This is a genomic window from Bradyrhizobium sp. 142, from assembly GCF_023074015.1.
Classification (GTDB): Bacteria; Pseudomonadota; Alphaproteobacteria; order Rhizobiales; family Xanthobacteraceae; genus Bradyrhizobium.
Window position 1 is genome coordinate 74,604 of the sequence record NZ_JADPKQ010000326.1, and the last position, 21,146, is coordinate 95,749.

16 protein-coding genes and 1 tRNA gene are annotated in these 21,146 nt (G+C 64.4%); 3 read left to right on the plus strand and 14 right to left on the minus strand.

Going from position 1 to position 21,146, the window contains the following annotated elements; translation table 11 throughout:
- Positions 1-79 precede the first annotated feature (79 nt).
- The 3 genes from IVA82_RS30655 to IVA82_RS30665 all read right to left on the minus strand — a co-directional run bounded on the left by IVA82_RS30655 (position 80) and on the right by IVA82_RS30665 (position 3,288).
- Positions 80-1,702 carry an amino acid ABC transporter permease/ATP-binding protein gene (locus tag IVA82_RS30655; protein ID WP_247382278.1) on the minus strand — a complete coding sequence of 541 codons (1,623 nt, stop codon included), beginning with the start codon at positions 1,700-1,702 and terminating at the stop codon, positions 80-82.
- On the minus strand, positions 1,702-2,619 hold the full coding sequence (locus IVA82_RS30660) for an ABC transporter substrate-binding protein (protein ID WP_247382279.1): 918 nt from the start codon (positions 2,617-2,619) through the stop codon (positions 1,702-1,704). The genes IVA82_RS30655 and IVA82_RS30660 overlap by 1 nt, the downstream gene beginning before the upstream one ends.
- 408 nt (positions 2,620-3,027) lie before the next feature.
- Positions 3,028-3,288 carry a hypothetical protein gene (locus tag IVA82_RS30665; protein WP_247382280.1) on the minus strand — a complete coding sequence of 87 codons (261 nt, stop codon included), beginning with the start codon at positions 3,286-3,288 and terminating at the stop codon, positions 3,028-3,030.
- Between the two features lie 261 nt (positions 3,289-3,549).
- On the opposite strand from IVA82_RS30665, the gene IVA82_RS30670 reads away from it, so the two are divergent.
- Positions 3,550-3,744: a hypothetical protein gene (locus IVA82_RS30670; RefSeq protein ID WP_247382281.1), complete on the plus strand. Its 195-nt coding sequence runs from the start codon at positions 3,550-3,552 to the stop codon at positions 3,742-3,744.
- Positions 3,745-3,838: 94 nt separating this feature from the next.
- Here the strand turns inward: IVA82_RS30670 and IVA82_RS30675 are convergent, their stop codons facing one another.
- The 8 genes from IVA82_RS30675 to IVA82_RS30710 form a co-directional block, all read right to left on the minus strand.
- Positions 3,839-3,985, minus strand: a complete 147-nt coding sequence (locus IVA82_RS30675) for a hypothetical protein (protein ID WP_247382282.1) — start codon at positions 3,983-3,985, stop codon at positions 3,839-3,841.
- Between the two features lie 185 nt (positions 3,986-4,170).
- A tRNA-Cys gene (locus IVA82_RS30680) sits at positions 4,171-4,244 on the minus strand.
- 53 nt (positions 4,245-4,297) lie between these two features.
- A complete protein-coding gene (locus IVA82_RS30685; RefSeq protein ID WP_247382283.1) occupies positions 4,298-4,507 on the minus strand; it encodes a hypothetical protein in 210 nt (69 codons plus the stop codon).
- 28 nt (positions 4,508-4,535) lie between these two features.
- Positions 4,536-5,276 carry a tRNA-uridine aminocarboxypropyltransferase gene (locus IVA82_RS30690; protein ID WP_247382284.1) on the minus strand — a complete coding sequence of 247 codons (741 nt, stop codon included), beginning with the start codon at positions 5,274-5,276 and terminating at the stop codon, positions 4,536-4,538.
- A 41-nt stretch (positions 5,277-5,317) separates the two neighbouring features.
- A complete protein-coding gene (locus IVA82_RS30695; RefSeq protein WP_247382285.1) occupies positions 5,318-8,422 on the minus strand; it encodes an efflux RND transporter permease subunit in 3,105 nt (1,034 codons plus the stop codon).
- A complete protein-coding gene (locus IVA82_RS30700) occupies positions 8,422-11,571 on the minus strand; it encodes an efflux RND transporter permease subunit (protein WP_247382286.1) in 3,150 nt (1,049 codons plus the stop codon). The genes IVA82_RS30695 and IVA82_RS30700 overlap by 1 nt, the downstream gene beginning before the upstream one ends.
- Positions 11,572-11,607: 36 nt before the next feature.
- Complete coding sequence (locus IVA82_RS30705; protein ID WP_247382287.1) at positions 11,608-13,035, minus strand: efflux RND transporter periplasmic adaptor subunit; 1,428 nt, start codon at positions 13,033-13,035, stop codon at positions 11,608-11,610.
- Entirely contained in the window at positions 13,025-14,476 is a 1,452-nt protein-coding gene (locus IVA82_RS30710; protein ID WP_247382288.1) for an efflux transporter outer membrane subunit, read from the minus strand. The genes IVA82_RS30705 and IVA82_RS30710 overlap by 11 nt, the downstream gene beginning before the upstream one ends.
- 630 nt (positions 14,477-15,106) lie before the next feature.
- On the opposite strand from IVA82_RS30710, the gene IVA82_RS30715 reads away from it, so the two are divergent.
- A complete protein-coding gene (locus IVA82_RS30715; protein WP_247382289.1) occupies positions 15,107-16,336 on the plus strand; it encodes a cyclopropane-fatty-acyl-phospholipid synthase family protein in 1,230 nt (409 codons plus the stop codon).
- 84 nt (positions 16,337-16,420) lie between these two features.
- Positions 16,421-17,455 (plus strand): cysteine synthase A, encoded by a 1,035-nt coding sequence (locus tag IVA82_RS30720; RefSeq protein WP_247493675.1) that lies wholly within the window; start codon positions 16,421-16,423, stop codon positions 17,453-17,455.
- A 208-nt stretch (positions 17,456-17,663) separates the two neighbouring features.
- On the opposite strand, the gene IVA82_RS30725 is transcribed toward IVA82_RS30720, so the two are convergent.
- From IVA82_RS30725 to IVA82_RS30735, 3 genes are read right to left on the minus strand one after another with little or no spacing between them, the layout of a single operon-like run.
- Positions 17,664-18,404: an amino acid ABC transporter ATP-binding protein gene (locus IVA82_RS30725; protein WP_247382291.1), complete on the minus strand. Its 741-nt coding sequence runs from the start codon at positions 18,402-18,404 to the stop codon at positions 17,664-17,666.
- Between the two features lie 11 nt (positions 18,405-18,415).
- Positions 18,416-19,936, minus strand: coding sequence for an amino acid ABC transporter permease (locus tag IVA82_RS30730; RefSeq protein ID WP_247382292.1), 1,521 nt, complete (start codon positions 19,934-19,936; stop codon positions 18,416-18,418).
- Entirely contained in the window at positions 19,933-21,138 is a 1,206-nt protein-coding gene (locus IVA82_RS30735) for an ABC transporter permease subunit (RefSeq protein ID WP_247493676.1), read from the minus strand. The genes IVA82_RS30730 and IVA82_RS30735 overlap by 4 nt, the downstream gene beginning before the upstream one ends.
- Positions 21,139-21,146 lie beyond the last annotated feature (8 nt).

The window sequence follows — 21,146 nt, forward strand, 5'->3', positions numbered from 1 at the left end:
GTCTGCTTTGACCTGGTCTGCTTTGACCTGGCCTCTTCGGGGAATGTGCTCGTCAGTCTTGCGACGCCGGACGGCAGGCTCATCGCACCGCCTCCGGAATCTTGTCGGCTTCCATCACGCTGAGGAAACGGGCGGTCAGCGGATTGCGGGGATTGGTGAGCACCTCATGCGCCGGCCCCTCCTCGATGATCGTGCCGCCGCTCAGGAAAGCGACGCGGTCGGCGACCTCATCCGCAAAACGGATCTGGTGCGTCGAGATGATCATGGTCAGCCCGTCGTCGACGGCGAGACGGCGGATCACCTCCAGCACCTCGTTGACGAGCTCGGGATCGAGCGCCGAGGTCGGCTCGTCCAGCAGCAGCACGCTCGGATTCGGGGCCAGCGCACGCGCGATGGCAACGCGCTGCTGCTGACCGCCGGACAGATGCCGCGGCAGCGCGTCCGCGCGATGCGACAGCCCGACCCGGTCGAGCAACTCGGTGGCGCGGCGCTCGGCATCGATCCGGGTCATGCCGTGGACCCAGCGCAGGGGACCGGCGATATTCTCCCTGGCCGAGAGATGGGCGAACAGGTTGAACTGCTGGAACACCATGCCGACGCCGACGGTCGCCCGTTCATTGGCGATCGCCCGCGGCGACAGCAACTTGCCGTCATCATCAAAACCGAGGCGGCGGCCGCCGACGCGCACGGTGCCTGCGTCCCAGCTTTCGAGGTGATTGATGCAGCGGAGCAGCGTGCTCTTGCCGGAGCCGCTAGGACCCAGCAGCGCGACGACCTCGCCGACACGAACGGTCAGATTAAGGCCGCCGAGCACTTTTTGCGCGCCGTAGCTCTTGGCGAGGTCCCTGGTCTCGACCGCGACGTTGTTGCGCGCGATCGTCGCGGCACGCCGGGTGCGTTCTTCGCGGGTCAACGCCAGCGGCGGCGCTTCAGCGGGCTCCGCCTGCACAGGGTTGGGATCGTGCGCCGTGGCTGTGGCGAGTTCGAGTTTCGTGGCGAGATCGACACGGCGCCACGGCAGATAATCGGCAAGCTTGCGCTGGCGGCTCTTGGCGCGGTCGAGATCAAGCAGCCATTCGACGAACAGCTGGATCACGCTGATGGCAAAGGTCAGCACGAGGTACAAGAGGCCCGAGGCGAAGAAGATCGAGAAGAAGTCGAACGTCGAGGACGCAAGCTGGGTCGAGCGTAGCGTCAGCTCCTGAACCGCGACGACGGAGGCGAGCGAGGAATTCTTCAGCGCGCTGACCGCCTCGTTGCCGAAAGCCGGGATCATGGTGCGGATCGCCTGCGGCGCGATCACCCGCCACATCAGGACCCGCGGGGTCATGCCGAGCGCCTGGCCCGCCGTCACCTGCCCGCGATCGACCCCGAGCACGCCGGCACGCAGCATCTCGGCGATGAACGGCGCCTCGTTGCAGGCAAGCGCGAGACCCGCGGCAAGAACTGCCGGCAGCTTGATGCCGATATGCGGGAGCGCATCGTAGGCGAACACCATTTGCAGGATCAACGGCGTGCCGCGGAAGATCACAGTGTAGGCCCGGGCGATCGCCGCCAGCAGCCAGAAGCGCGACAGCTGCATGCCGGCGAGGATCAACCCGAGGATCAGTCCGCCGCCGAGCCCGAGGGCGGTCACCTCAAGGGTGAGTTCGATGCCTTCGAGCAGGTACGGCAGACTGAGATAGTGTAGGAACAAGGCCATCAATCAGCCGTCAGGACGTCCGGCTCCTTGAAGTTGTTCACGTCGAGCCCCCACTTCTTCAGAAGCTCCATGTGCGTGCCGGCCTTCTGCACCTCGATCAGCCCGGCAAGCACGGCGTCACGGAATTTCGGCTTGTCCTTCGGCACGGCGATGCCGACCGAATACGGGATCGTCACCGCGATCGCCTTCTCCAGCTTGTCCGGATAGGCCTTCACCGCGCTGTCGACGGTGTTGACGTCGTTGACATAGGTGTCGGCGCGGCCTGCGAGGATCGCCTGGATGCAGTTGGCGTTGTTGTCGTAGAGCTGCACGGTCGGCTCGGGCTTGCCGGCCTTCTTGCACTCCGGCATCAGGGCCTGGATCAGGGGCACCTCGACATAGCCGGTGTTTTCGGCGGCAGCCGCGCCGCACATCGACATGTTGATGCCGTTGATGCCTTTCGGATTGCCCTTGGCGACCAGCACGCCGTCGAACACCTTCGAATAGGTGATGAAGTCGGCCGCCTTGGCGCGTTCCTTGGTCGCGTAGATGTCGGAGATGACGATGTCGGCTTGTCCCGCGGCGAGCGTGGTCAGGAGTGCCGCAAACGTCACCGGTTTGTAGGTCAGCTTGAAGCCTAGGCATTCGCCGATGGCCTCGCCGAGATCGATGTCGAAGCCGATATATTTGTTGGGATCTTTCGGATCGATCGTCTCATAGCCCGGGGTGTGCGGGTTGATGGCGTTGACGAGCGTCTTGCCCTTCCAGTCCGGATATTTGTCCTGGAGCGCGGCGCAGGCGGCGGGCGCCGCGGCTTGCGCGCTGGGTGGTGCTGCGGCAACGACGCCGAGCGCGATGGCCGCGCCGAGCGCAACCTTGCGCCATGGCAACGATGCGCGCGCCGTTCCCCGCGCCTGGGGCAAAACCCGTCTCTCCATGTCCAGCTCCTTCGAATTCTCATGGCGGCTGCCATGTTCCAAAACTCGGGACCCAGTCTAGGAGGAAGGCGAACGAGAAAGCTTGTCCGCGGGCGTACAAAAAATTGGATGGTTCGGCCTGTGAATTGGGCAAGCCGCTGCACAAAATCCGTTCGCAGGCGGGGAACACTGCGTCCAGAATTCCGAATTGGACGAAATCAGATGGTTTCGATATGCGCGATGATATGTCCGATCCTAGAATCATTCGATGTGCCGATTTGACAGATATGTGACGCCTGGAAGACGGACCCCAGCGACCACCTCGCTGCGGCGACCGTCATCCACGGCCTGTCCGCAGCATATCCACAGAGCGGCTACGGCGAATTCTCAAGGCCGCGCGTGCTACTTGCTGCGCACGAATCCACAGGGCTAGCCGCCGGCCTGATCGAACAAGGAGCGGCAAGCCTCGCTCAAACTGGCCCGCTTGCGGCGCAGGCACGCCGTGATGGCGCGGACGTTGGGAATTTCGCCGGTGCAGAGCCGATAGACGTCTGGCGTACAGGCTCGGCGCTGCTCCTGCGTCCCCTGCGCGTGGGCGGCGGACGCAAACAGCGTCAGAAACAGCCCCACCGTCGAGGCGCGCCGCGCCCGGCTCCTGACACCCGCACACCGCAAGAACCTTGCCTTCATGACCAAAGTCTCTCTCGCTGCCCTGCCTACCTCCGGCCCGCGTTGGCCGGTGCCTGCCAGAGGTAGGAGAAATAAGCCGGGGAGAATGTGATCTCTTTCACGCTTGCGGAGGCCGGCGGGAACCTAGGGTTCCCCGGCACTTTTCAGAAATCGTTAACCGATCGGGGCCCGATCGCCGGATCGCTAAAATGCGAACGAACGGCTCAATCCGGAAACAAGCCGGCTTTGCGACATTGTGCCGTCCGCGTTCCGGAGGGTGCGATGAGCGAAGCCGAATTCAACTTGCTGCTGGATACCGTCCGTGACGCCATGATCCATGAAGAATTGGCGTCCGTGCCCGAGGAGGAGTTCATGCCGCGATCGTGGAGCTTCGACGCAACGCCCAAGGCCGCCAACGACAACGAAGGCGCCTGGCCCCTCCTTCCCTTTCCCGAAGGCTGGTACGCGGCCTGCTGAGCCCGACGCGAACCCTCTAGCCACACATCGAGACCCGGCGCGCGGCCTGATCAGGTCTTGGTGCTGTCAAGTCTTGGCGTTCAAGTCTTGGCGTTCAAGTCTTGGCGCTCTCCTCGCCGCCCTGCGGTGCCCGGTTGGCATCGGCCGGGGGAAAGATGCTGTCGTAGATCGCACGGGCCTCGCGAATGAGACGAGCCCGCTCCAGCTCAGATTTCGGAACAAATCGGACGACCTCGCTCACGTGCTCTCCAGCTTTCGATTGGTCGGGAATGCATCACCCAGCCAATGCGAACTCTATGCCAAGCAGCTGAATCGGAGTTTCCGGCAAGCCCCGTGCAAACCCGGGGTGGGCCGGCAAGGGCCGCCCGCGGGTCTGGCGCAGAATGCCGAGAATCGAATTTGTGCTATTATATCATGAGCTTGTGATGGAGGCCACGTCGGGACTCGAACCCGAGTAAACGGTTTTGCAGACCGGCGCGTAACCACTCCGCCACGTGGCCCCAACGAGGGCGGATCAATATAGGGGATCAATGGTTTAGGCAACCCCGAGCGGCTATCGCTGTACCTCCGCCGTAGCGGCGAGATATCGGCCCAGAATCTCCTCGGCCGTGCCGGCGGCGGCGATCCGGCCCTCTTCGAGCAGGATCGCACGATTGCAGGTGCTCTCGATGAGGTCGACGTCTTCCGAGGCCAGCACCAGAGCGGGCCGATCACGGTGCGCCGGTAGCGCAGCGAAATATCCATCAGAGCGAGTGCGCCCCAACGATCAATCCCGGGATGAGCGGCTAGAGTCAGGCCCGTTTGCCGCGCCGGACACCGCGACGGCGGTCCTTGGCTGCAGGTTTTGGCGCCAGTTCCGGCATCTCGGCCTGGACCTCGCGGTAGCGTGTCAACAGCCGTTCAAAACTGGCGTGCAGCGTGTCGGCGATATCGGGGCGCCGCTCCAGGCCGGCCAGAACGGTCGCGGCGGCTTCGATGGTCGAGAGCCCGTCTTTGCGCGGCTCGCGGCGCAGGCGGCCGTAGCGCGAGGGGTGCGCCGGGTTGAGGATCACACGCTGGCATTTCAGCATCCAGGGATTGCGCCACCACAGCGCCTTTGCCTGGCTCCAGGTTCCATCGAGCAGCACCACGCCTTCGAGCTTGCCCAGGATGGCGCGCTGGTTCTCCGCGACCTCGCCCTTGCGGGTGAGTGCCAGTATCTCGCCTTCGGCCTCGAGATCGGCTGCGCGCGCCGAGCCCAGATAGAGCACGGCCCAGCGGGCGGCATTCTCGATCGGCCGTCCCAGCGCCTTGGACAGGCTCGGCCAGGACAGGCCGACCCGAACTACCGCCTTGGGGAAGTGTCTTGCCGTCAGCCGCGCGGTGCCGAGTGCCCTGTCCTGCTCCTGCGGATGCTGCAGGATCAGGAGCCCCAGACGATTCTCAATTGGCGTGACGCTGTCGCAGATGCACAGCGGCATCGGCTTCTGGCAGTGCGGGCATTCGGGAATCGGCTCGAGGGCTGCGGCCGCCGTCTCTGCTGGGTTCGACATGACCGCCGCTATACGCTCCGCGCGGCGCTTCAACAACCCGCCTATTCCGCCGGCGCGCCGACGACGCGCGGCTCGGAGCGCCGCCGCAGGCGGTCGATCAGGAGGTAGATCACCGGCGTGGTGTAGAGCGTGAGGATCTGCGAGACGAACAGGCCGCCGATGATGGTGATCCCGAGCGGGCGCCGCAACTCCGTGCCGGGGCCGGTCGCAACGACCAGCGGGATGCCGGCGAACAGCGCCGCCATCGTCGTCATCAGGATGGGACGGAAGCGCGCCTGGCAGGCCTCGAAGATCGCCTCCGCCGAGGACAGGCCACGCTGGCGCTCGGCGTCGAGCGCGAAGTCGACCATCATGATGCCGTTCTTCTTGACGATGCCGATCAAGAGGATGATGCCGACGAAGGCGATCACCGTCAGCGGCGTGTTGGTGAGCTGGAGCGCAAGCAGCGCACCGAGCCCGGCCGAAGGCAGCGTCGAGATGATGGTCAGGGGATGGGCGAGGCTCTCATAGAGCACCCCGAGCACGATATACATCGCCACCAGCGCACCGAGGATCAGCAGCGGCTGGCGGCCGCTGGTTTTGGCGAAATCGCCGGCGTTGCCGTCAAAGCTGCCGCGGATGCCTTCCGGCATATGCAATTCGTCGACCGCCCGCTGAATGCTTTGCGTCGCGGTCTGAAGCGGCACGTCCGGCAACAGGTTGAACGACACCGTGGTCGAGGGAAACGACTGCGAATGATAGACCGCAAGCGCGGCGAGCCCGCGCGTCGCATGCACCACGGCTGACAGAGGCACCTGTGTGTCGCCCGCGCCGGCGACATAGATGCGATCGAGGTTGGAGGGATCGACCTGGAATTTCGGGTCGATCTCCAGCACGATCATGTACTGGTTGCGCTGGGTGTAGATGATCGAGATCTGCCGCTGCGAGAAGGCGTTGTTCAGCGCGTTGTTGATGTCCTGGACGCGGACGCCAAGCGCCGATGCCTTCTGTCGGTCGATGCTCAGCGTCAGCTGCAGCCCGCCGGGGTCGCGGTCGCTGGAGATGTCGGTGATGCCCTCGACGCTCTCCATGCGCTTGGCCACGATCGGCGCCCATTGCTGCAACAGGCCGAGATCGGTGCTGGAGAGCGTGTACTGGTAGTCGGAATCGCTCTGGCGCCCTCCGGCGCGCACGTCCTGGGCGGCGAACATGAACAGGCGGATGCCCGGCACCGGGTACAAAGCGCGCCTGAGACGGTCGATCACCACTTCAGTCGAGACGTGGTCGCGCGCCTCCGGCGGCTTCAGGCTGATGAACATGGTGCCGCGATTGGAGGTCGCCGGCCCCGGACCTCCGCCGCTCCCGACGGTCGAGCCGATCCCGGCCACGGCCGGATCCTGCATCACGATTTCGGCGAGCCGCTGCTGAAGGCCCAGCATCGACTGGAACGAGATGTCGGCCGAGGCCCGCGTCGCCCCGATGACGAAGCCGGAATCGTCCGTCGGGAAATAGCCCTTGGGCACCTTGATGTAGAGCGTCACCGTCAGGGCGATGGTGGCGAAGAACACCAGTAGCGTCAGCAGCGGAAAGTCCAGCGCCGCGCGCAAGCTGCGGGCATAGAACGCGACGATGCGCGACAGCGAGCCTTCGATGACGCGATCGAACAGCGTTGCGGTGCCGGATGTGGTCTGCCGGATGTAATGGGCGCAGATCATCGGCGTGACCGTGAGCGACACTAGCGTCGAGACCACGATCGCGAAGGTCAGCGTCAGCGAGAACTCGCGCAAGAGACGGCCGACGATGCCGTCCATGAAGATCAGCGGCGTGAAGGCCGCAATCAGCGACAGGCTGATCGCGACCACGGTGAAGCCGATCTGCCGGGCGCCCTCCAGCGCCGCCTGCATCGGCCGCATGCCATGCTCGAGATTGCGGAACATGTTCTCGATCATGACGATGGCGTCGTCGACCACGAAGCCGACCGAGATCGCGAGCGCCATCAGTGACAGATTGTCGATGGAAAAGCCCGCGATCCACATGCCGGCGCAGGTCCCGGCCAGCGCCAACGGCACCGAGATGCCGGCCGCAATCGTCGGAGTCACGCGCCGCAGGAAGACGAACACCACAACCATGACCAGGACGGCTGTCGCCAGCAGGGTCCACTGCATGTCCAGCACGCTGGCGCGGATCGTGCTTGTGCGGTCGACCAGAGTGGAGACCTCGACGCCGGCCGGGATCCATTGCTTCAACTCCGGGATCAGTGCCTTGACCCGGTCGACGGTATCGATGACGTTGGCATCGCCCTGCTTGGTGATCTGAATCAGCACCGCCGGCTGCTTGTTGAACCAGGCAATCGAGCGGGAGTTGCGGACGGAATCATCGATGTCCGCGATGTCGGACAGCCGCACGAAATTGCCCTTCGTGCTCTTGATAACGATGTCGCGGAACTCTTTGGCCGTACGCATCTGCCGGTTGAGCGAAAGGGTCTCGCTCTGGCGCTCGCCGTTGAAGATGCCGGCGGGACCGAGCGGGTTCGCGTTGACGATCGCAGTACGGACGTCGTCGGTCGCGATGCCAGCATTCGACAGCGCAACCGGATTGAGCTGGACGCGCACCGCCGGCTGGTCCGCGCCACTGATCGTCACATTGCCCACGCCCGGGACCTGCGAGATGCGTTGCGCCAGGACTGTATCGGCGACGTCGTAAATTGCGCTCGCGGCAAGGGTCTTGGAAGTCAGCGCCAGCACGAAGACGGGAGCGCCGGCGGTATTGGCCTTGCGGAAGCGCGGCAGCGTCGGCAGATCGCTCGGCAGGTCGACCAACGACGCGTTGATGGCCGCCTGGACGTCGCGGGCGGCCTTATCGATGTTGCGGCCGATGTCGAACTGGAGCTGAATGCTGGTCGTGCCCAGCGAACTGGTCGAGGTGATCTGGTTGAGGCCAGCGATTTCCCCGAGCCGCCGCTCCAGCGGCGAAGCCACCGTCGCCGCCATCACTGAAGGGTCGGCGCCGGGCCGGCTCGCCGAGACGAAGATGGCGGGGAAGTCGACGTTCGGCACCGAGGCGACGGGCAAGAACTCGTAGGCCACGACACCCAGCAGGAACAGCCCGATCGACAGCAGCGTGGTCGCGACCGGCCGGCGGATGAAGGGCTCCGAGATCGATGGCATCACTGCATCCCCTCGGTAGCCCCCGCCACCGGCGGTCCACCCGGCTCGACCGGCGGAAGCGCGCGCTCGAGGCGGCGGTTGATGCGGTCGAGCGCCAGGTAGATCACCGGCGTGGTGTAGAGCGTCAGCAGCTGGCTCAGCAGCAGGCCGCCGATGATGGAGATGCCGAGCGGAAAGCGCAGCTCGGCGCCGGTGCCGCTTTCGATCGCGAGCGGCAGCGCACCGAACAGCGCGGCCAGCGTCGTCATCATGATCGGGCGGAAGCGCAACAGGCAGGCCTGCACGATCGCTTCGGTCGCCGGCATGCCTTGCCCGCGCTCGGCCTCGAGCGCGAAGTCGATCATCATGATCGCGTTCTTCTTGACGATGCCCATCAAAAGGATGATGCCGATCAATCCGATCACCGAGAGGTCCTGTCCGCACAGCATCAGCGCCAGGATCGCGCCGACGCCGGCCGAGGGCAGCGTCGACAGGATCGTGATCGGGTGGATGTAGCTCTCATAGAGCACGCCGAGCACGATATAGATCGTGATCACCGCGGCGAGCAGCAGCCAGGGCTGGCCCGCGAGCGCCTTGGCGAATTCAGCGGCGTCGCCGGCGTAGACGCCGACGATGCTGTTGGGCATGGCGATGCGGGTCTCGATCGCCTTCACCGCCTCGACCGCGTCACCGAGCGCCGCGCCGGGCGCGAGATTGAAGCTGAGCGAGATCGCGGGGAATTGTGCCTGATGCGAGATCGCGAGCGGGGCCGTCGTGCGCTTCAGCGTCGCGACCGCCGACAGCGGCACCTGCGCGTTCGGCGCGCCGACGGTGGTGCTCGCGCCGCCCGGCAAATAGAGCTTGGAAAGGATCGAGGGATCGCGCTGATACATCGGCAACGCCTCCAGCACCACGCGGTACTGGTTGGCCTGGCCGTAGATGGTCGAGATCTGGCGCTGCGCAAACGCGTCGTTGAGCGTATCGGTGATGCCCTGGAGGCTGACGCCGAGCTGGCCGGCGCGGGTGCGGTCGACGTCGAGCTGCGCCCGCAGGCCACCCTCCTGCGCCTCCGAGGAGACGTCGCGGAATAGCGGATCGCGCCGCATCTCATCAACCAGCTTGCGCGCCCATTCCGATACCAGCGTCGCGTCGGTGCCGGTCAGCGTGTACTGGTATTGCGAACGGCTGGACTGGGTGGAGATCTGCACGTCCTGCACCGGCTGGAAATACACGGTCATGCCGGGGATGCCGGCCACCCTCTGCTTCAGCCGGGCGATCACCACGCTGACATCGTCGCGCCGCTCGCCGCGCGGTTTGAGCGTCATGACGAGGCGACCGACATTGGTGGTCGGGTTGACCGAGCCCGCGCCGATCACCGAGACCACGCCGGTGACGTCGGAATCGGCCGTGATGGCGTCGGCGGCCTCGGCCTGCCGCTTTTGCATTTCCACGAATGACACGTCCGCCCCCGCCTCCGTCACCGCTGTGATCGAGGCAGTGTCCTGGAGCGGTAGGAAGCCTTTCGGCGCGACGACGTAGAGCACGAGGGTCGCAGCCAGCGTGGCGAAGGTCACGACCAGCGTGGCGCGCTGACGCTCCAGCACCCAGAGCAGTGTCCGGTGATAGAACTCGACGGTGCGGTCGATGAAACGGCTGACGGCCGCGAGCCCCGGCACCGCCAGCTCCTCATGGGCATGCCTGAGCAGGCGCGAGCACATCATCGGCGTCAATGTCAGCGAGACCACCGCCGAGGTCACGACCGCGATCGTCAGCGTCAGCGCGAATTCGCGAAACATCCGTCCGACCAGGCCGGACATGAACAGCAGCGGGATGAACACGGCGATCAGCGACACCGTCAGCGAGATCACGGTGAAGCCGATTTCGCTGGCCCCCTTCAGCGAGGCCTCCATCGCGCTCTCGCCGTTCTCCATGTGGCGGACGATGTTCTCGATCATGACGATAGCGTCGTCGACGACGAAGCCGGTGCCGATCGTGAGCGCCATCAGCGACAGATTGTCGAGGCTGAAGCCGGCGAAATACATGATTCCGAAGCTGGTGATCAGCGACAGCGGCAGCGCCACGCCCGCGATCAGCGTCGCGCGCAGCGAGCGCAGGAACAGCAGCACCACCAGCGTCACCAGCACGACGCTCAGGATCAGCGTGAACTGGACGTCGTGGACGGAGGCGCGAATGGTGACGGTTCGATCAGAGACGATGGTGAGGTTCACGCCGGCCGGAATCGTGCGCTGAACTTTCGGGATTTCGGCGCGGATCTGGCTGACGACGTCGATCACATTGGCGCCGGGCTGGCGCTGGATATCGATGATGACGGCCGGCGTGCCCTGATACCAACCGCCGGTGCGGTCGTTTTCCAGGCCGTCGACGATCTGCGCGACATCGGCGATCGTGACCGGCGAGCCGTTGCGATAGGCGATGATGATCGGCTTGTAGGCCTCGGCCGCGGCGATCTGGTCGTTGGCCGCGATAATGTAGGATTGCTGCGCGCCGTCGAGCGAGCCCTTCGGCCCGGAGACGTTGGCGTTGGCGATCGCGGTGCGCAGATCCTCCATGGCGATGCCGTAGGCCGCGAGCCGCGCCAGATCCGCCTGGATGCGCACGGCGGGTTTCAGCCCGCCGAGCACGGAGACGCGCCCCACCCCGGAGATCTGGCTCAGCCGTTGCGCCAAAATGGTATCTGCGATGTCGCTCATCGCCCGCAGCGAGATAGTCTCCGAGCGCAGCGCCAGCGTCATCACCGGCGCATCCGCCGGGTTCACTTTGGCATAGGTCGGCGGATAGGGCAGCGTCTTTGGCAGGACGCCGGCCGCGGCATTGATGGCGGCCTGCACGTCCTGGGTCGCGCCGTCGATGTCGCGGTTGAGGTCGAACTGAAGCGAGATCTGGCTGACGCCGAACGAGCTGGTCGAGTTCATTGCCGTCAGCGACGGAATCTGCCCGAGCTGCCGCTCCAGCGGCGCGGTGATCAACGAGGCAATCACGTCGGGGCTTGCACCGGGCAATTGCGTCGTCACCTGCACGGTCGGGAAGTCGACCTGCGGCAGCGCCGACACCGGCAATGCGAAATAGCCCAGCAGTCCGCCGATCAGCAAAGCGATGCCGAGCAACGAAGTCGCGATTGGCCGGCGGATGAAGGGTTCGGAGACGCCCATGAGCTGCGCCTTGCGCTCAGGCGGCTGTTGTCGGAATCATGGCTGCTTTGCTCCGCTGCTCGCTGCCCCCGGACTTGGCGGAGGTCCCGGCGCCGGCCCGGTCTGTCCCTTCTGGTCGCCTTCGCTGCTGTTTCGCTTGGCGCGGAGTTCGCCGCCCTTGCCTTGTCCGTCCTTTTGCCCCTCGTCCTGGCCTTCTTTGACACCCTCCTTGGGGCCATCCTTCTTCTGAGCGTCGGGCCCACGCGAGCGCTTGCGTGGCGCCAGATCGGCCGATGGCGTTTGATCGCTGCGACCCACGATCACCTTGGAACCGTCGGACAGATTGGCAAAGCCCGTCGTCACCACCTTGTCGTTCGCCGACAGGCCGCTGGCGATGACGGCGTCATGCTCGTTCTGCTGCGTCACCGTCACGGGTTTGGCCGAGACGATGTCGCCCTCGCCGATGACGTAGCTGAATGTCCCGATCGGGCCGCGTTGCACCGCCGAGGTCGGCACCACCAGCGCCTGCGTCAGCGTCTCGACCTTGAGGCGGACATTGACGAACTGGCCGGGCCAGAGCTGGTAATTGACGTTGGGGAATTCCGCCTTGAGCCTGAGCGTGCCGGTGGTCTGGTCGACCTGGTTGTCGATGCCGGTGAGCTTGCCGGTGTCGATCACGGTGACGCCGTCATTGCCGAACACGTCGACGGCGAGCGCGCCCTTGGCGGCGGCCGCATTGACTCGCATGATCTGCTGTTGCGGCAGGCTGAACCACACAGCGATCGGCTGCAACTGCGTGATCACCACGAGGCCGGTGGTGTCTGAGGCGTGGATGATGTTGCCCTGGTCGACCTGGCGCAGGCCGGCGCGCCCCGAGATCGGCGCAACGATCTTGGTGTAGCTAAGCGTCGCCGCCGCATTGTCGATCGCGGCCTGATCTGCCTTAACGAGCGCCTCGGTCTGCGCGACCAGCGCGCGCTGCGTATCGGCCTGCTGCTTGGAGCCGGCGTTCGACGCGGCGAGCTGCTCATAGCGGGTCAGGTCGATGCGCTGGTTGGCGAGCTGCGCCTGATCCTGCGCCTTCTTGGCGACGGCCTGATCATACGCCGCCTGGTAGATCGCAGGATCGATCTCGCCGACCACGTCGCCCTTCTTGACGTCCTGGCCTTCGGTGAAATTGACCGCGATCAGCTTGCCGTCGACCTGCGAGCGCACGGTCACGGTGTTGAGCGCGCGGATCGCGCCGACGCCGTCAAGATAGACCGGCACGTCCTGGACGCGTGGGGTCGCCGCCAGCACCGGCACCGGCAGGTCCGGGCGTTGGTTGCGGTTGTTTGCCGGCTGTTGATGCATGGCGGTCCAGCCGAGATAGCCGAGACCGCCGAGGATCGCGAGTGTGATCAGCGTCATGACGAAGCCGCGGCGGCGCGATCTTTTCGCGCCTGCCGGCTTCGCATCGTCCTTGGCGTCCGGCTTAAAGAGCATTGACCGGTTTCTCCATTCGCGGCTCCCAACCGCCGCCGAGCGCCTGATACAGGCTGACGATGGCCAGAAGCCGTGCGAGTTGTGCTTGGGATAGCGCGTCTTCGGCCTGGAACAGGGTCAGTTGCGTGTTGAGCACGGTGACGATATCGGCCGTACCGGCGTGCAACTGCTGCTCGGAGAGATCGAAGGCGCGGCGCGAGGCGGCAAGAACGTCGCGCTGCAATTGCAGCTTGATCGTGGTCTGCTTGATCGAGAACAGCGCATTGTCGACATCGGCAAAGGACTGGATGATGGTCTTGCGGTAGGTCTGGAGCAACTCGTCCTGCCGCGCCTTGGCGAATTCGAAATTGCCGAGGATCCTGCCGCCGTCGAAGATCGGCTGGGTTGCGCTGCCGACGAGCTGGAAGAACGCCGCGTGCGGCTGGAACAGCGACACCAGCGCCGAGCTCTGATAGCCGCCGTTGCCGGTCAACTGGATGCTCGGAAAGAACTGCGCGCGGGCATTGCCGATGTTCGCCGTGGCGGAAGCGAGCTGCGCCTCCTGCCTGCGGATGTCTGGCCGCTGTGTCAAAAGCTCCGACGGCAGGCCCGGCGTCACGCGCGGGATCGCGATCCGCTCCAGCGAGCCGCCGAGCACGCGCACGCTCTCGGGTGGGCGCGACACCAGCACGGCGAGCGCGTTGGCGTTCTGGTCGAGCGTCTGGCGCAGCGGCGGCACCAGCGCCTTCTGGTTGGCCAGCACGCTCTCCTGCTGGGCGACATCGAGGTCAGTACCGGTGCCGGCCTTGCGGCGATCGCGGATGGCATCGAGGATGCGCTGCGCGCTCGCGATGTTGCCCTGTGCTGTCTTCAGGCGATCCTGCGAGGCCAGCACCTGGAAATAGGCGTTGGCGACGCTCGCGAGCGTCGTCAGCGCAACCACATCACGATCGAAGCGGTTGGCATTGGCGGTCTCTTCCGCCGTTTGCAGCGCGTCGCGGTTTTGGCCCCAGAAATCGAGCTGGTAACTCGCGCTCAGTGAGGCCGAATAGTTGACGACCTCCCGGCCACCAATGGAAAGACCGGACGCGCTTGCACCTGAGGTGCGCGAATAGGTTTCCGACCCGCTGCCCGACAGGCTCGGCAGCAGTGCCGCGCCCGCCTGCCGCGCCTGGGCGTCGGCCTCGACGATGCGCGAGACCGCAGCCGCGATGTCGAGGTTGACGGTCTGCGCCTCCGCCATCAGTTGCGTCAGCTCCGCGGAGCGGAAGCCGCGCCACCAATCCAGCGTCGGCCGGGCGTCTGGCTTGCCCGCATATTTGTACTGCGCGGGAACATCGAGTGCGGGATCGGGGAGATCCTGGGTCAGGACGCAGGCTCCCGAACTTGCGGCGAGGCAAACCGCGATCAACCCGCGCGCCGCGCGCAGCGTCCGGGAAGCAGACCCAAGAGATCGCCGCATTGCGACCGCCGGAACTTGCCGTGTCACATCCACCCCCTGCCGGCCAGGTCCAGCCGCCACCGCGCAAACGGGTTAACCGATTCGCGGCGAAACAGGTGGGGGCCTTTGGGCAACTCGCTCACAGGTGATGCTTTCTGCGGAACCTGAAATCCATTCTAGCCGGGTGCGGAACTGCGGGACAGTCCCGCACCTGCGAAACGGTCACGTGAACGCGTCGATATCCGGTGCGGGAGAATGCCAAATAATCCTGTCTCGCAAGGACTTTTTGCACTCGCGCCGCATTTCGAAGCGCCTTCAAGCTTACCAAGATTTCATGTGATATTGGCGCCACATCAGCGCCCGGCCAACGAAGCCGGCCCCGTGCGCCTGGGAATCCCGGCCGAAGCGCACCCTTGCTTGCATCGTGATCATCGAAACGGGATCGCCAGACCGTCAACCTTGAGCTTCGGGGCACGCGCCGGTCGCTGTCGGAGGTGGATGGCAGACGGCAAAATCATGGCAGCTGACAAAATGCGCGGCTATATTCCCGGTGCTGACCGCATGCGGGGCGCGCTCAGGTCTGGCGAAATGAAGAGTTAGGCGCGCCTGGCTCGCGGTCGGACCGTACCCGTTCAGGTGATGGATCCGCCAATGCCGAATGTCGTCTCGGTGACGCCCGAAAATGTGGAAACAGTACTCGCCGACCTGCCGCGCATCGTTCGCATGGCGCTCTACTTCGGCTCGAGGCTGCGGCGCGGGACGCTGGACATCACCCTGCCCGACGGACGCGTGATCCGCCTTGGCGGCCGGGAGCCGGGCCCGAATGCGGCGATGCGGCTGCACAATTATGGCTTTGCCTCGCGCCTGATCAACGGCGGCGATATCGGGATTGCTGAAGCCTATCTCGCCGGCGACTGGGATACGCCGGACCTCACCCAGTTCCTCTATCTGTTCTGCGTCAACCATGACCTGATCGAAGCCATGCTGCGCGACAAGCCACTGATGCGGTTTGTCCAGCTGGTGCGGCACTGGTTCAGGCGCAACACCCGCCGCCAGGCGCGGCGCAACATCCACGCCCATTACGACATCGGCAATGCGTTCTATTCGGCTTGGCTCGACCCCACCATGACTTACTCCTCGGCCCTGTTCGAGGAGAGCTCATCGGACCTCACGGCGGCGCAGGCCAACAAATACCGCAGGCTGGCCGAGGCGCTCGACTTGAAATCCGGCCAGAAGCTGCTGGAGATCGGCTGCGGCTGGGGCGGCTTTGCCGAATTTGCCGCGAAGACGTACGGCACAAGCGTGGTCGGCCTGACAATATCGACCGAGCAGCGCGATTTTGCGCAAAAGCGCATCCACGAGGCGGGCCTTGCAGAGCAGGTCGAGATCCGCCTCCAGGACTATCGCGACGAGCGCGACCGCTACGACCGGATCGCCTCGATCGAGATGATCGAGGCGGTCGGCGAGCAGTTCTGGCCGAAATATTTCGCACAGTTGCGTGACCGGCTGCTGCCCGGCGGGCTTGCCGGCATCCAGGCCATCACCATCCAGGACAGACTGTTCCAGAGCTACCGGCGGGAGGTCGACTTCATCCAGCACTACGTCTTTCCCGGCGGCATGCTGCCCTCGCCCGCCGTGCTCAAGTCGCTCGGGCACCGGTTCGGCATTCCCGTTATCGGCGAGCGCATCTTCGGACAGGATTATGCCAAGACGCTTGCCAGTTGGCGAAATAACTTCCGTGCCGCCTGGCCTGGCCTCATCCCGCTAGGCTTTGATGACCGCTTCCGGCGGCTGTGGGAGTATTATCTGTCCTATTGCGAGGCAGGATTCCTGTCCGGGAATATCGATGTCCGGCACGTCATCTTCGCAAAGCAGCAATAAGAGTTTGCAGGGCCGGCTTGTATGGCCGGTGGCCCTACTTTAGGGTCAGCGCCCACGTCATAAACCAGCCGGTAATTGCCTGACATGACCATCAAAAATGACGTTGTCGAAGCCATCGGCAACACCCCGCTCATCAAGCTGAAGCGCGCCTCGGAATTGACCGGCTGCACCATTCTCGGCAAGGCCGAGTTCATGAATCCCGGCCAGTCCGTGAAGGACCGCGCCGGCAAATGGATGATCCTGGAGGCCGAGAAGCGCGGTGAGCTGAAGCCCGGCGGGCTCGTGGTGGAATCGACCGCCGGCAATACCGGCATCGGCCTTGCGGTCGTCGCAAGCGCGCGCGGCTACCGCACGCTGATCGTGATCCCGGAGACGCAGAGCCAGGAGAAGAAGGAATTTCTCAAGCTGTGCGGCGCCGAGCTGATCGAGGTGCCGGCCCTGCCCTATGCCAATCCCAACAACTACCAGCATGTCGGCCGCCGCCTCGCCGATGAGTTGCGCAAGACCGAGCCGAACGGCGTGTTGTTCGCCGACCAGTGGAATAATCTCGACAACGCGAAGGCGCACTACGAATCCACCGGCCCCGAGATCTGGGAGCAAACCGGCGGCAAGGTCGACGGCTTCGTCTGCTCGGTAGGCACTGGCGGCACGCTCGCTGGCGTCAGCCGGTACCTCAAGGAAAAGAACAAGGACATTGTCACCGCCTGTGCCGATCCGCACGGCTTCGGGATGTACGAGCTTTTCAAGAATGGTGAGGTGAAATCGACGCCGGGCGACTCGATCACCGAAGGCATCGGGCTCGGACGCAAGACACCAGTCATCGAGACCGCGAATGTCGATGATGCCTATCTCATTTCCGACACTGAGGCCGTCAGCGTGATCTACGAGCTGCTCCAGCACGAAGGCCTCTGCCTCGGCGGCTCGACCGGCATCAACATCGCCGGTGCCGTGCGCCTCGGAAAACAGCTCGGGCCGGGCAAGACGATCGTGACCGTGCTGTGCGATTCCGGCAGCCGCTACCAGTCGAAGCTGTTCAATGCGGACTTCATGCGCGCCAAGAATCTCCCCGTGCCGGAGTGGCTGGAGAAGCGCAGCAACATCAAGCCACCGTTCGTCTAGCGCCTGGTGCGCCTAGCTCCAGGTCGAACGCGGCGTTTCGCAGAACTTACGAATTCCCGATCAAGTTGAGCAACGAAAAGCCGAGTCCTATTGCCTATCCAGAGGCGCGGCGCTCGGCGCCGCGTCTCGATGGATCGCCGCGGCAAGCGGCCGGGCCGTCATGGTTCGAGACGCGTGCCTGGCACGCGCCTCACCATGAGGAATCACGTCACCGCAGGATCTGGCTCAAGAACAGCTTCGAGCGCGCATGCTGCGGGTTGGCGAAGAATTCGTTCGGCGTATTGGCCTCGATGATCTGGCCGGCATCCATGAACACGACGCGGTTGGCGACTTCCCTGGCAAAGCCCATCTCGTGGGTGACCACCAGCATAGTCATGCCTTCCCGGGCGAGGTCGACCATGGTGTCGAGCACTTCCTTGACCATTTCGGGATCGAGCGCCGAGGTCGGCTCGTCGAACAGCATCACCTTCGGGTTCATGGTCAGCGCACGGGCGATCGCGACGCGCTGCTGCTGGCCGCCGGACATCTGCCCCGGAAATTTGTTGGCCTGATGCGGGATCTTGACCCGCTCCAGGAATTTCATCGCGTTGATTTCGGCGTCCTTCTTCGGGATGTTGCGCACCCAGATCGGCGCCAGCGTGCAGTTCTCCAGCACGGTCAGGTGCGGAAACAGGTTGAAGCTCTGGAACACCATGCCGACCTCGCGGCGCACCGCATCGACGTGCTTGAGATTCGGTCCGAGCTCGATGCCGTCGACGACGATCTCGCCCTCCTGGAACTCCTCGAGCGCATTGATGCAGCGGATCAGCGTCGACTTGCCCGAACCGGAGGGGCCGCAGATCACGATGCGTTCGCCCTTCTCGACCGAAAGATCGATGTCGCGCAGCACGTGGAATTCGCCGTACCATTTGTTGAGGCCGGAAATCTTGACGATGGGGCTATCGGACATGGTGAGCTCGATCAGTTGCGGCGGTGGGCGTTGAGGCGGTGCTCGACGAACAGCGAATAGCGCGACATTCCAAAGCAGAAGATGAAGTAGATGATGCCGGCGAAGGCAAAGCCGGTGAACGCGGTCGATGGCGTCGACCATTTCGGGTCCGAGAATGACGCCCTGAGCGAGCCGAGGAGGTCGAACAGCGCCACGATCGAGACCAGCGAGGTATCCTTGAACAACGAGATGAAGCTGTTGACGAGGTTGGGGATGACGTGGCGCAGCGCCTGTGGCAACACGATCAGCGAGGTCATCTTCCACCAGGACAGCCCCAGGGCGGCTGCCGCCTCGCCCTGCCCGCGCGGGATCGCAGCTAACCCGCCGCGGACGTTCTCAGCCTGATAGGCGCCCGTAAACAGCGAAATTCCAATCAACGCGCGCACCAGACCGTCGACCGTGAAATTGCCGGGCAAGAACAAGGGCAGCATGTAGGTGGCAAAGAACAGCACGGTGATCAGCGGCACGCCGCGCCAGAACTCGATGAAGGCGATCGAGAATATCCGGATCAGGGGAATGGTGGAGCGGCGGCCGAGCGCCAGCGCAATGCCGATCGGCAGCGAGGTGACGATGCCGGTCACGGAGACCACCAGCGTCACCAGCAGCCCGCCCCACAGATTCGTCTGCACGATGGGCAGTCCGCCGCGATCGAGCCCCATCAGCTTGATGATGATCGCAACGGCGACGAAGGCGGCGATGCTCGATGCGAGGGCGCGCCAGCCGGCGCGTATGCCGCCGCCGAGGAAGAAGGCGATCAGGATGACGACGACAGCCGTGATGGCGAAATCGGTCCACACCGACTGCCCCGTCCCCTGGAGCTGGTCGCGCAGCCAGGTCAGCGGATAGATCAGCCAGTAGATCGCGGTGCCCACCAGCAGGATGAGGTTGCCGACGACCCACAATAGCGGTCCGATTGGCGAGCTCTTGCTGAGGCTGAGCACGGCCTGTCCGGCGCCGATGATGCTGTCGTCGAACAATTGCAGCAGGCCGGCCGTCCAGCTCAGGCCGAAGCCGCCGAGACCGCCACCGTGCAGCAGGAAGAACGCGACCACCGGAAAGGCGAAGAAAAACAGGCCGGCGTTGAACCCCTTCGCCGGCAGGCGCGGAATCAGCAGCGGCAACAGCAGAACCACTGCCAGGACGAGAGTAAGGTTGACCCGCCAGCGTTCGGCCTCGGGATAGAAACCGTAGATCAACTGCGGAAGCTTGGCCTGGATGTAGGGCCAGCAGGCACCAACGGCAAATCCTGCAGTCTCTGCAAGACAAGAGGTCCGATCGTTGCCCGACCAGACCGCATCGACCACCAGGAACTTGACGGAGGGAACGATGGTGAACCAGAGCAGCAAGGCGCCGACGATCGTGAGCAGGATATTGGTCGGCGAATTGAACAGGCGGGTGCGCACCAGGCCGATGAAGCCCGTGGTCTTCACCGGCGCCGGACGTTCGGCGACCAGATCTTCACGGATGAAGGCGGACGAGGTGATATCGCTCATGCGCCGAGGCTCCGGCTGATGCGCCAACCGTAGATGCTCATGACGGCGCTGGTGATGAGCGAGATCAGGAGGTAGACGCCCATCGTCATGGCGATGATCTCGATCGCCTGACCGGTCTGGCTCAGCGACGTGCCGGCGAATACCGACACCAGGTCGGGATAGCCAATCGCGACCGCCAGCGAAGAATTCTTGGTGAGGTTAAGATACTGGTTGGTCAGCGGCGGCACGATGACGCGCATGGCCTGCGGCACGACGATGAGCCGGAGCGTGGTGCCGCGGCTCAGCCCCAGTGACGCTCCCGCCTCCATCTGTCCGCTGTGCACGGAGAGAATGCCGGCGCGCACGATCTCAGCGATGAAGGCGGCCGTGTATGTCGACAAGGCCAGCGCCAGCGCTACGAACTCCGGGATGATCCGCGATCCGCCGGCGAAATTGAAACCCTTGAGCTGCGGCAGCTCGAAGCTGAAGGGCGGACCGAACACCAGCATCGTGAGCAGCGGAAGCCCGAACAGGAGCCCCAATACATAGGGCCAGATGCGGATCATTTGGCCGCGCTGAAACAGCGCACGCCGCGCATAAAAGCGCAGCGCCAGCGAGGCAACGATGCCGAAGACGAGTACCGCCAGGAATGCCTCGAACCCGGATTCGCCGATCGGACGCGGAACGACCAGTCCGCGGTTGCTGACGAAGGAGATGCCCAAAAGAGATATGCTCTGCCGCGGGTTGGGCAATGCCGCAAGCACCGCCAGGTACCAGAATAGGATCTGAAACAGAAGCGGCAGGTTGCGGATGATCTCGACATAGAGCTCGCCGATGCGCGACAGGAGCCAATTGGGCGACAACCTGCATAGCGCGACGATGAAGCCGATCAGCGTGGCGAAGACGATGCCCACCACCGAGACGATAAGCGTGTTCAGGAGCCCGACTATGAACACGCGCAAGAACGTGTCGGACCCCGTGTACGAGATCAGGGTCTGATTGACGTCGAAGCCTGCATTGTTCCTGAGGAAGCCGAAGCCGGCGGCAATGTGCTGGTTCTCGAGGTTGGCCCGGGCGTTGGAGACGATTTCATAAGCAATCCAGCCCAGGATCGCCGCGAACGCAAACTGAACTGCGATGCCGTTCCAACCGGTCTTGCCGCCCAGCACGCGCCTGATCTTCAGCGCGATCTGGGCTGGCGGTTTGCGGGCCTCGGTGCTCATCGCCGCGG

What these genes read in the sequence shown, in the direction of transcription:
- IVA82_RS30655 (WP_247382278.1), bottom strand. Translation starts at nt 1,702, where the DNA reads ATGGCCTTGTTCCTACACTATCTCAGTCTGCCGTACCTGCTCGAAGGC.
- IVA82_RS30660 (WP_247382279.1), bottom strand. Translation starts at nt 2,619, where the DNA reads ATGGAGAGACGGGTTTTGCCCCAGGCGCGGGGAACGGCGCGCGCATCG.
- IVA82_RS30665 (WP_247382280.1), bottom strand. Translation starts at nt 3,288, where the DNA reads ATGAAGGCAAGGTTCTTGCGGTGTGCGGGTGTCAGGAGCCGGGCGCGG.
- IVA82_RS30670 (WP_247382281.1), top strand. Translation starts at nt 3,550, where the DNA reads ATGAGCGAAGCCGAATTCAACTTGCTGCTGGATACCGTCCGTGACGCC.
- IVA82_RS30690 (WP_247382284.1), bottom strand. Translation starts at nt 5,276, where the DNA reads ATGTCGAACCCAGCAGAGACGGCGGCCGCAGCCCTCGAGCCGATTCCC.
- IVA82_RS30695 (WP_247382285.1), bottom strand. Translation starts at nt 8,422, where the DNA reads ATGCCATCGATCTCGGAGCCCTTCATCCGCCGGCCGGTCGCGACCACG.
- IVA82_RS30700 (WP_247382286.1), bottom strand. Translation starts at nt 11,571, where the DNA reads ATGGGCGTCTCCGAACCCTTCATCCGCCGGCCAATCGCGACTTCGTTG.
- IVA82_RS30705 (WP_247382287.1), bottom strand. Translation starts at nt 13,035, where the DNA reads ATGCTCTTTAAGCCGGACGCCAAGGACGATGCGAAGCCGGCAGGCGCG.
- IVA82_RS30710 (WP_247382288.1), bottom strand. Translation starts at nt 14,476, where the DNA reads ATGCGGCGATCTCTTGGGTCTGCTTCCCGGACGCTGCGCGCGGCGCGC.
- IVA82_RS30715 (WP_247382289.1), top strand. Translation starts at nt 15,107, where the DNA reads ATGCCGAATGTCGTCTCGGTGACGCCCGAAAATGTGGAAACAGTACTC.
- IVA82_RS30720 (WP_247493675.1), top strand. Translation starts at nt 16,421, where the DNA reads ATGACCATCAAAAATGACGTTGTCGAAGCCATCGGCAACACCCCGCTC.
- IVA82_RS30725 (WP_247382291.1), bottom strand. Translation starts at nt 18,404, where the DNA reads ATGTCCGATAGCCCCATCGTCAAGATTTCCGGCCTCAACAAATGGTAC.
- IVA82_RS30730 (WP_247382292.1), bottom strand. Translation starts at nt 19,936, where the DNA reads ATGAGCGATATCACCTCGTCCGCCTTCATCCGTGAAGATCTGGTCGCC.
- IVA82_RS30735 (WP_247493676.1), bottom strand. Translation starts at nt 21,138, where the DNA reads ATGAGCACCGAGGCCCGCAAACCGCCAGCCCAGATCGCGCTGAAGATC.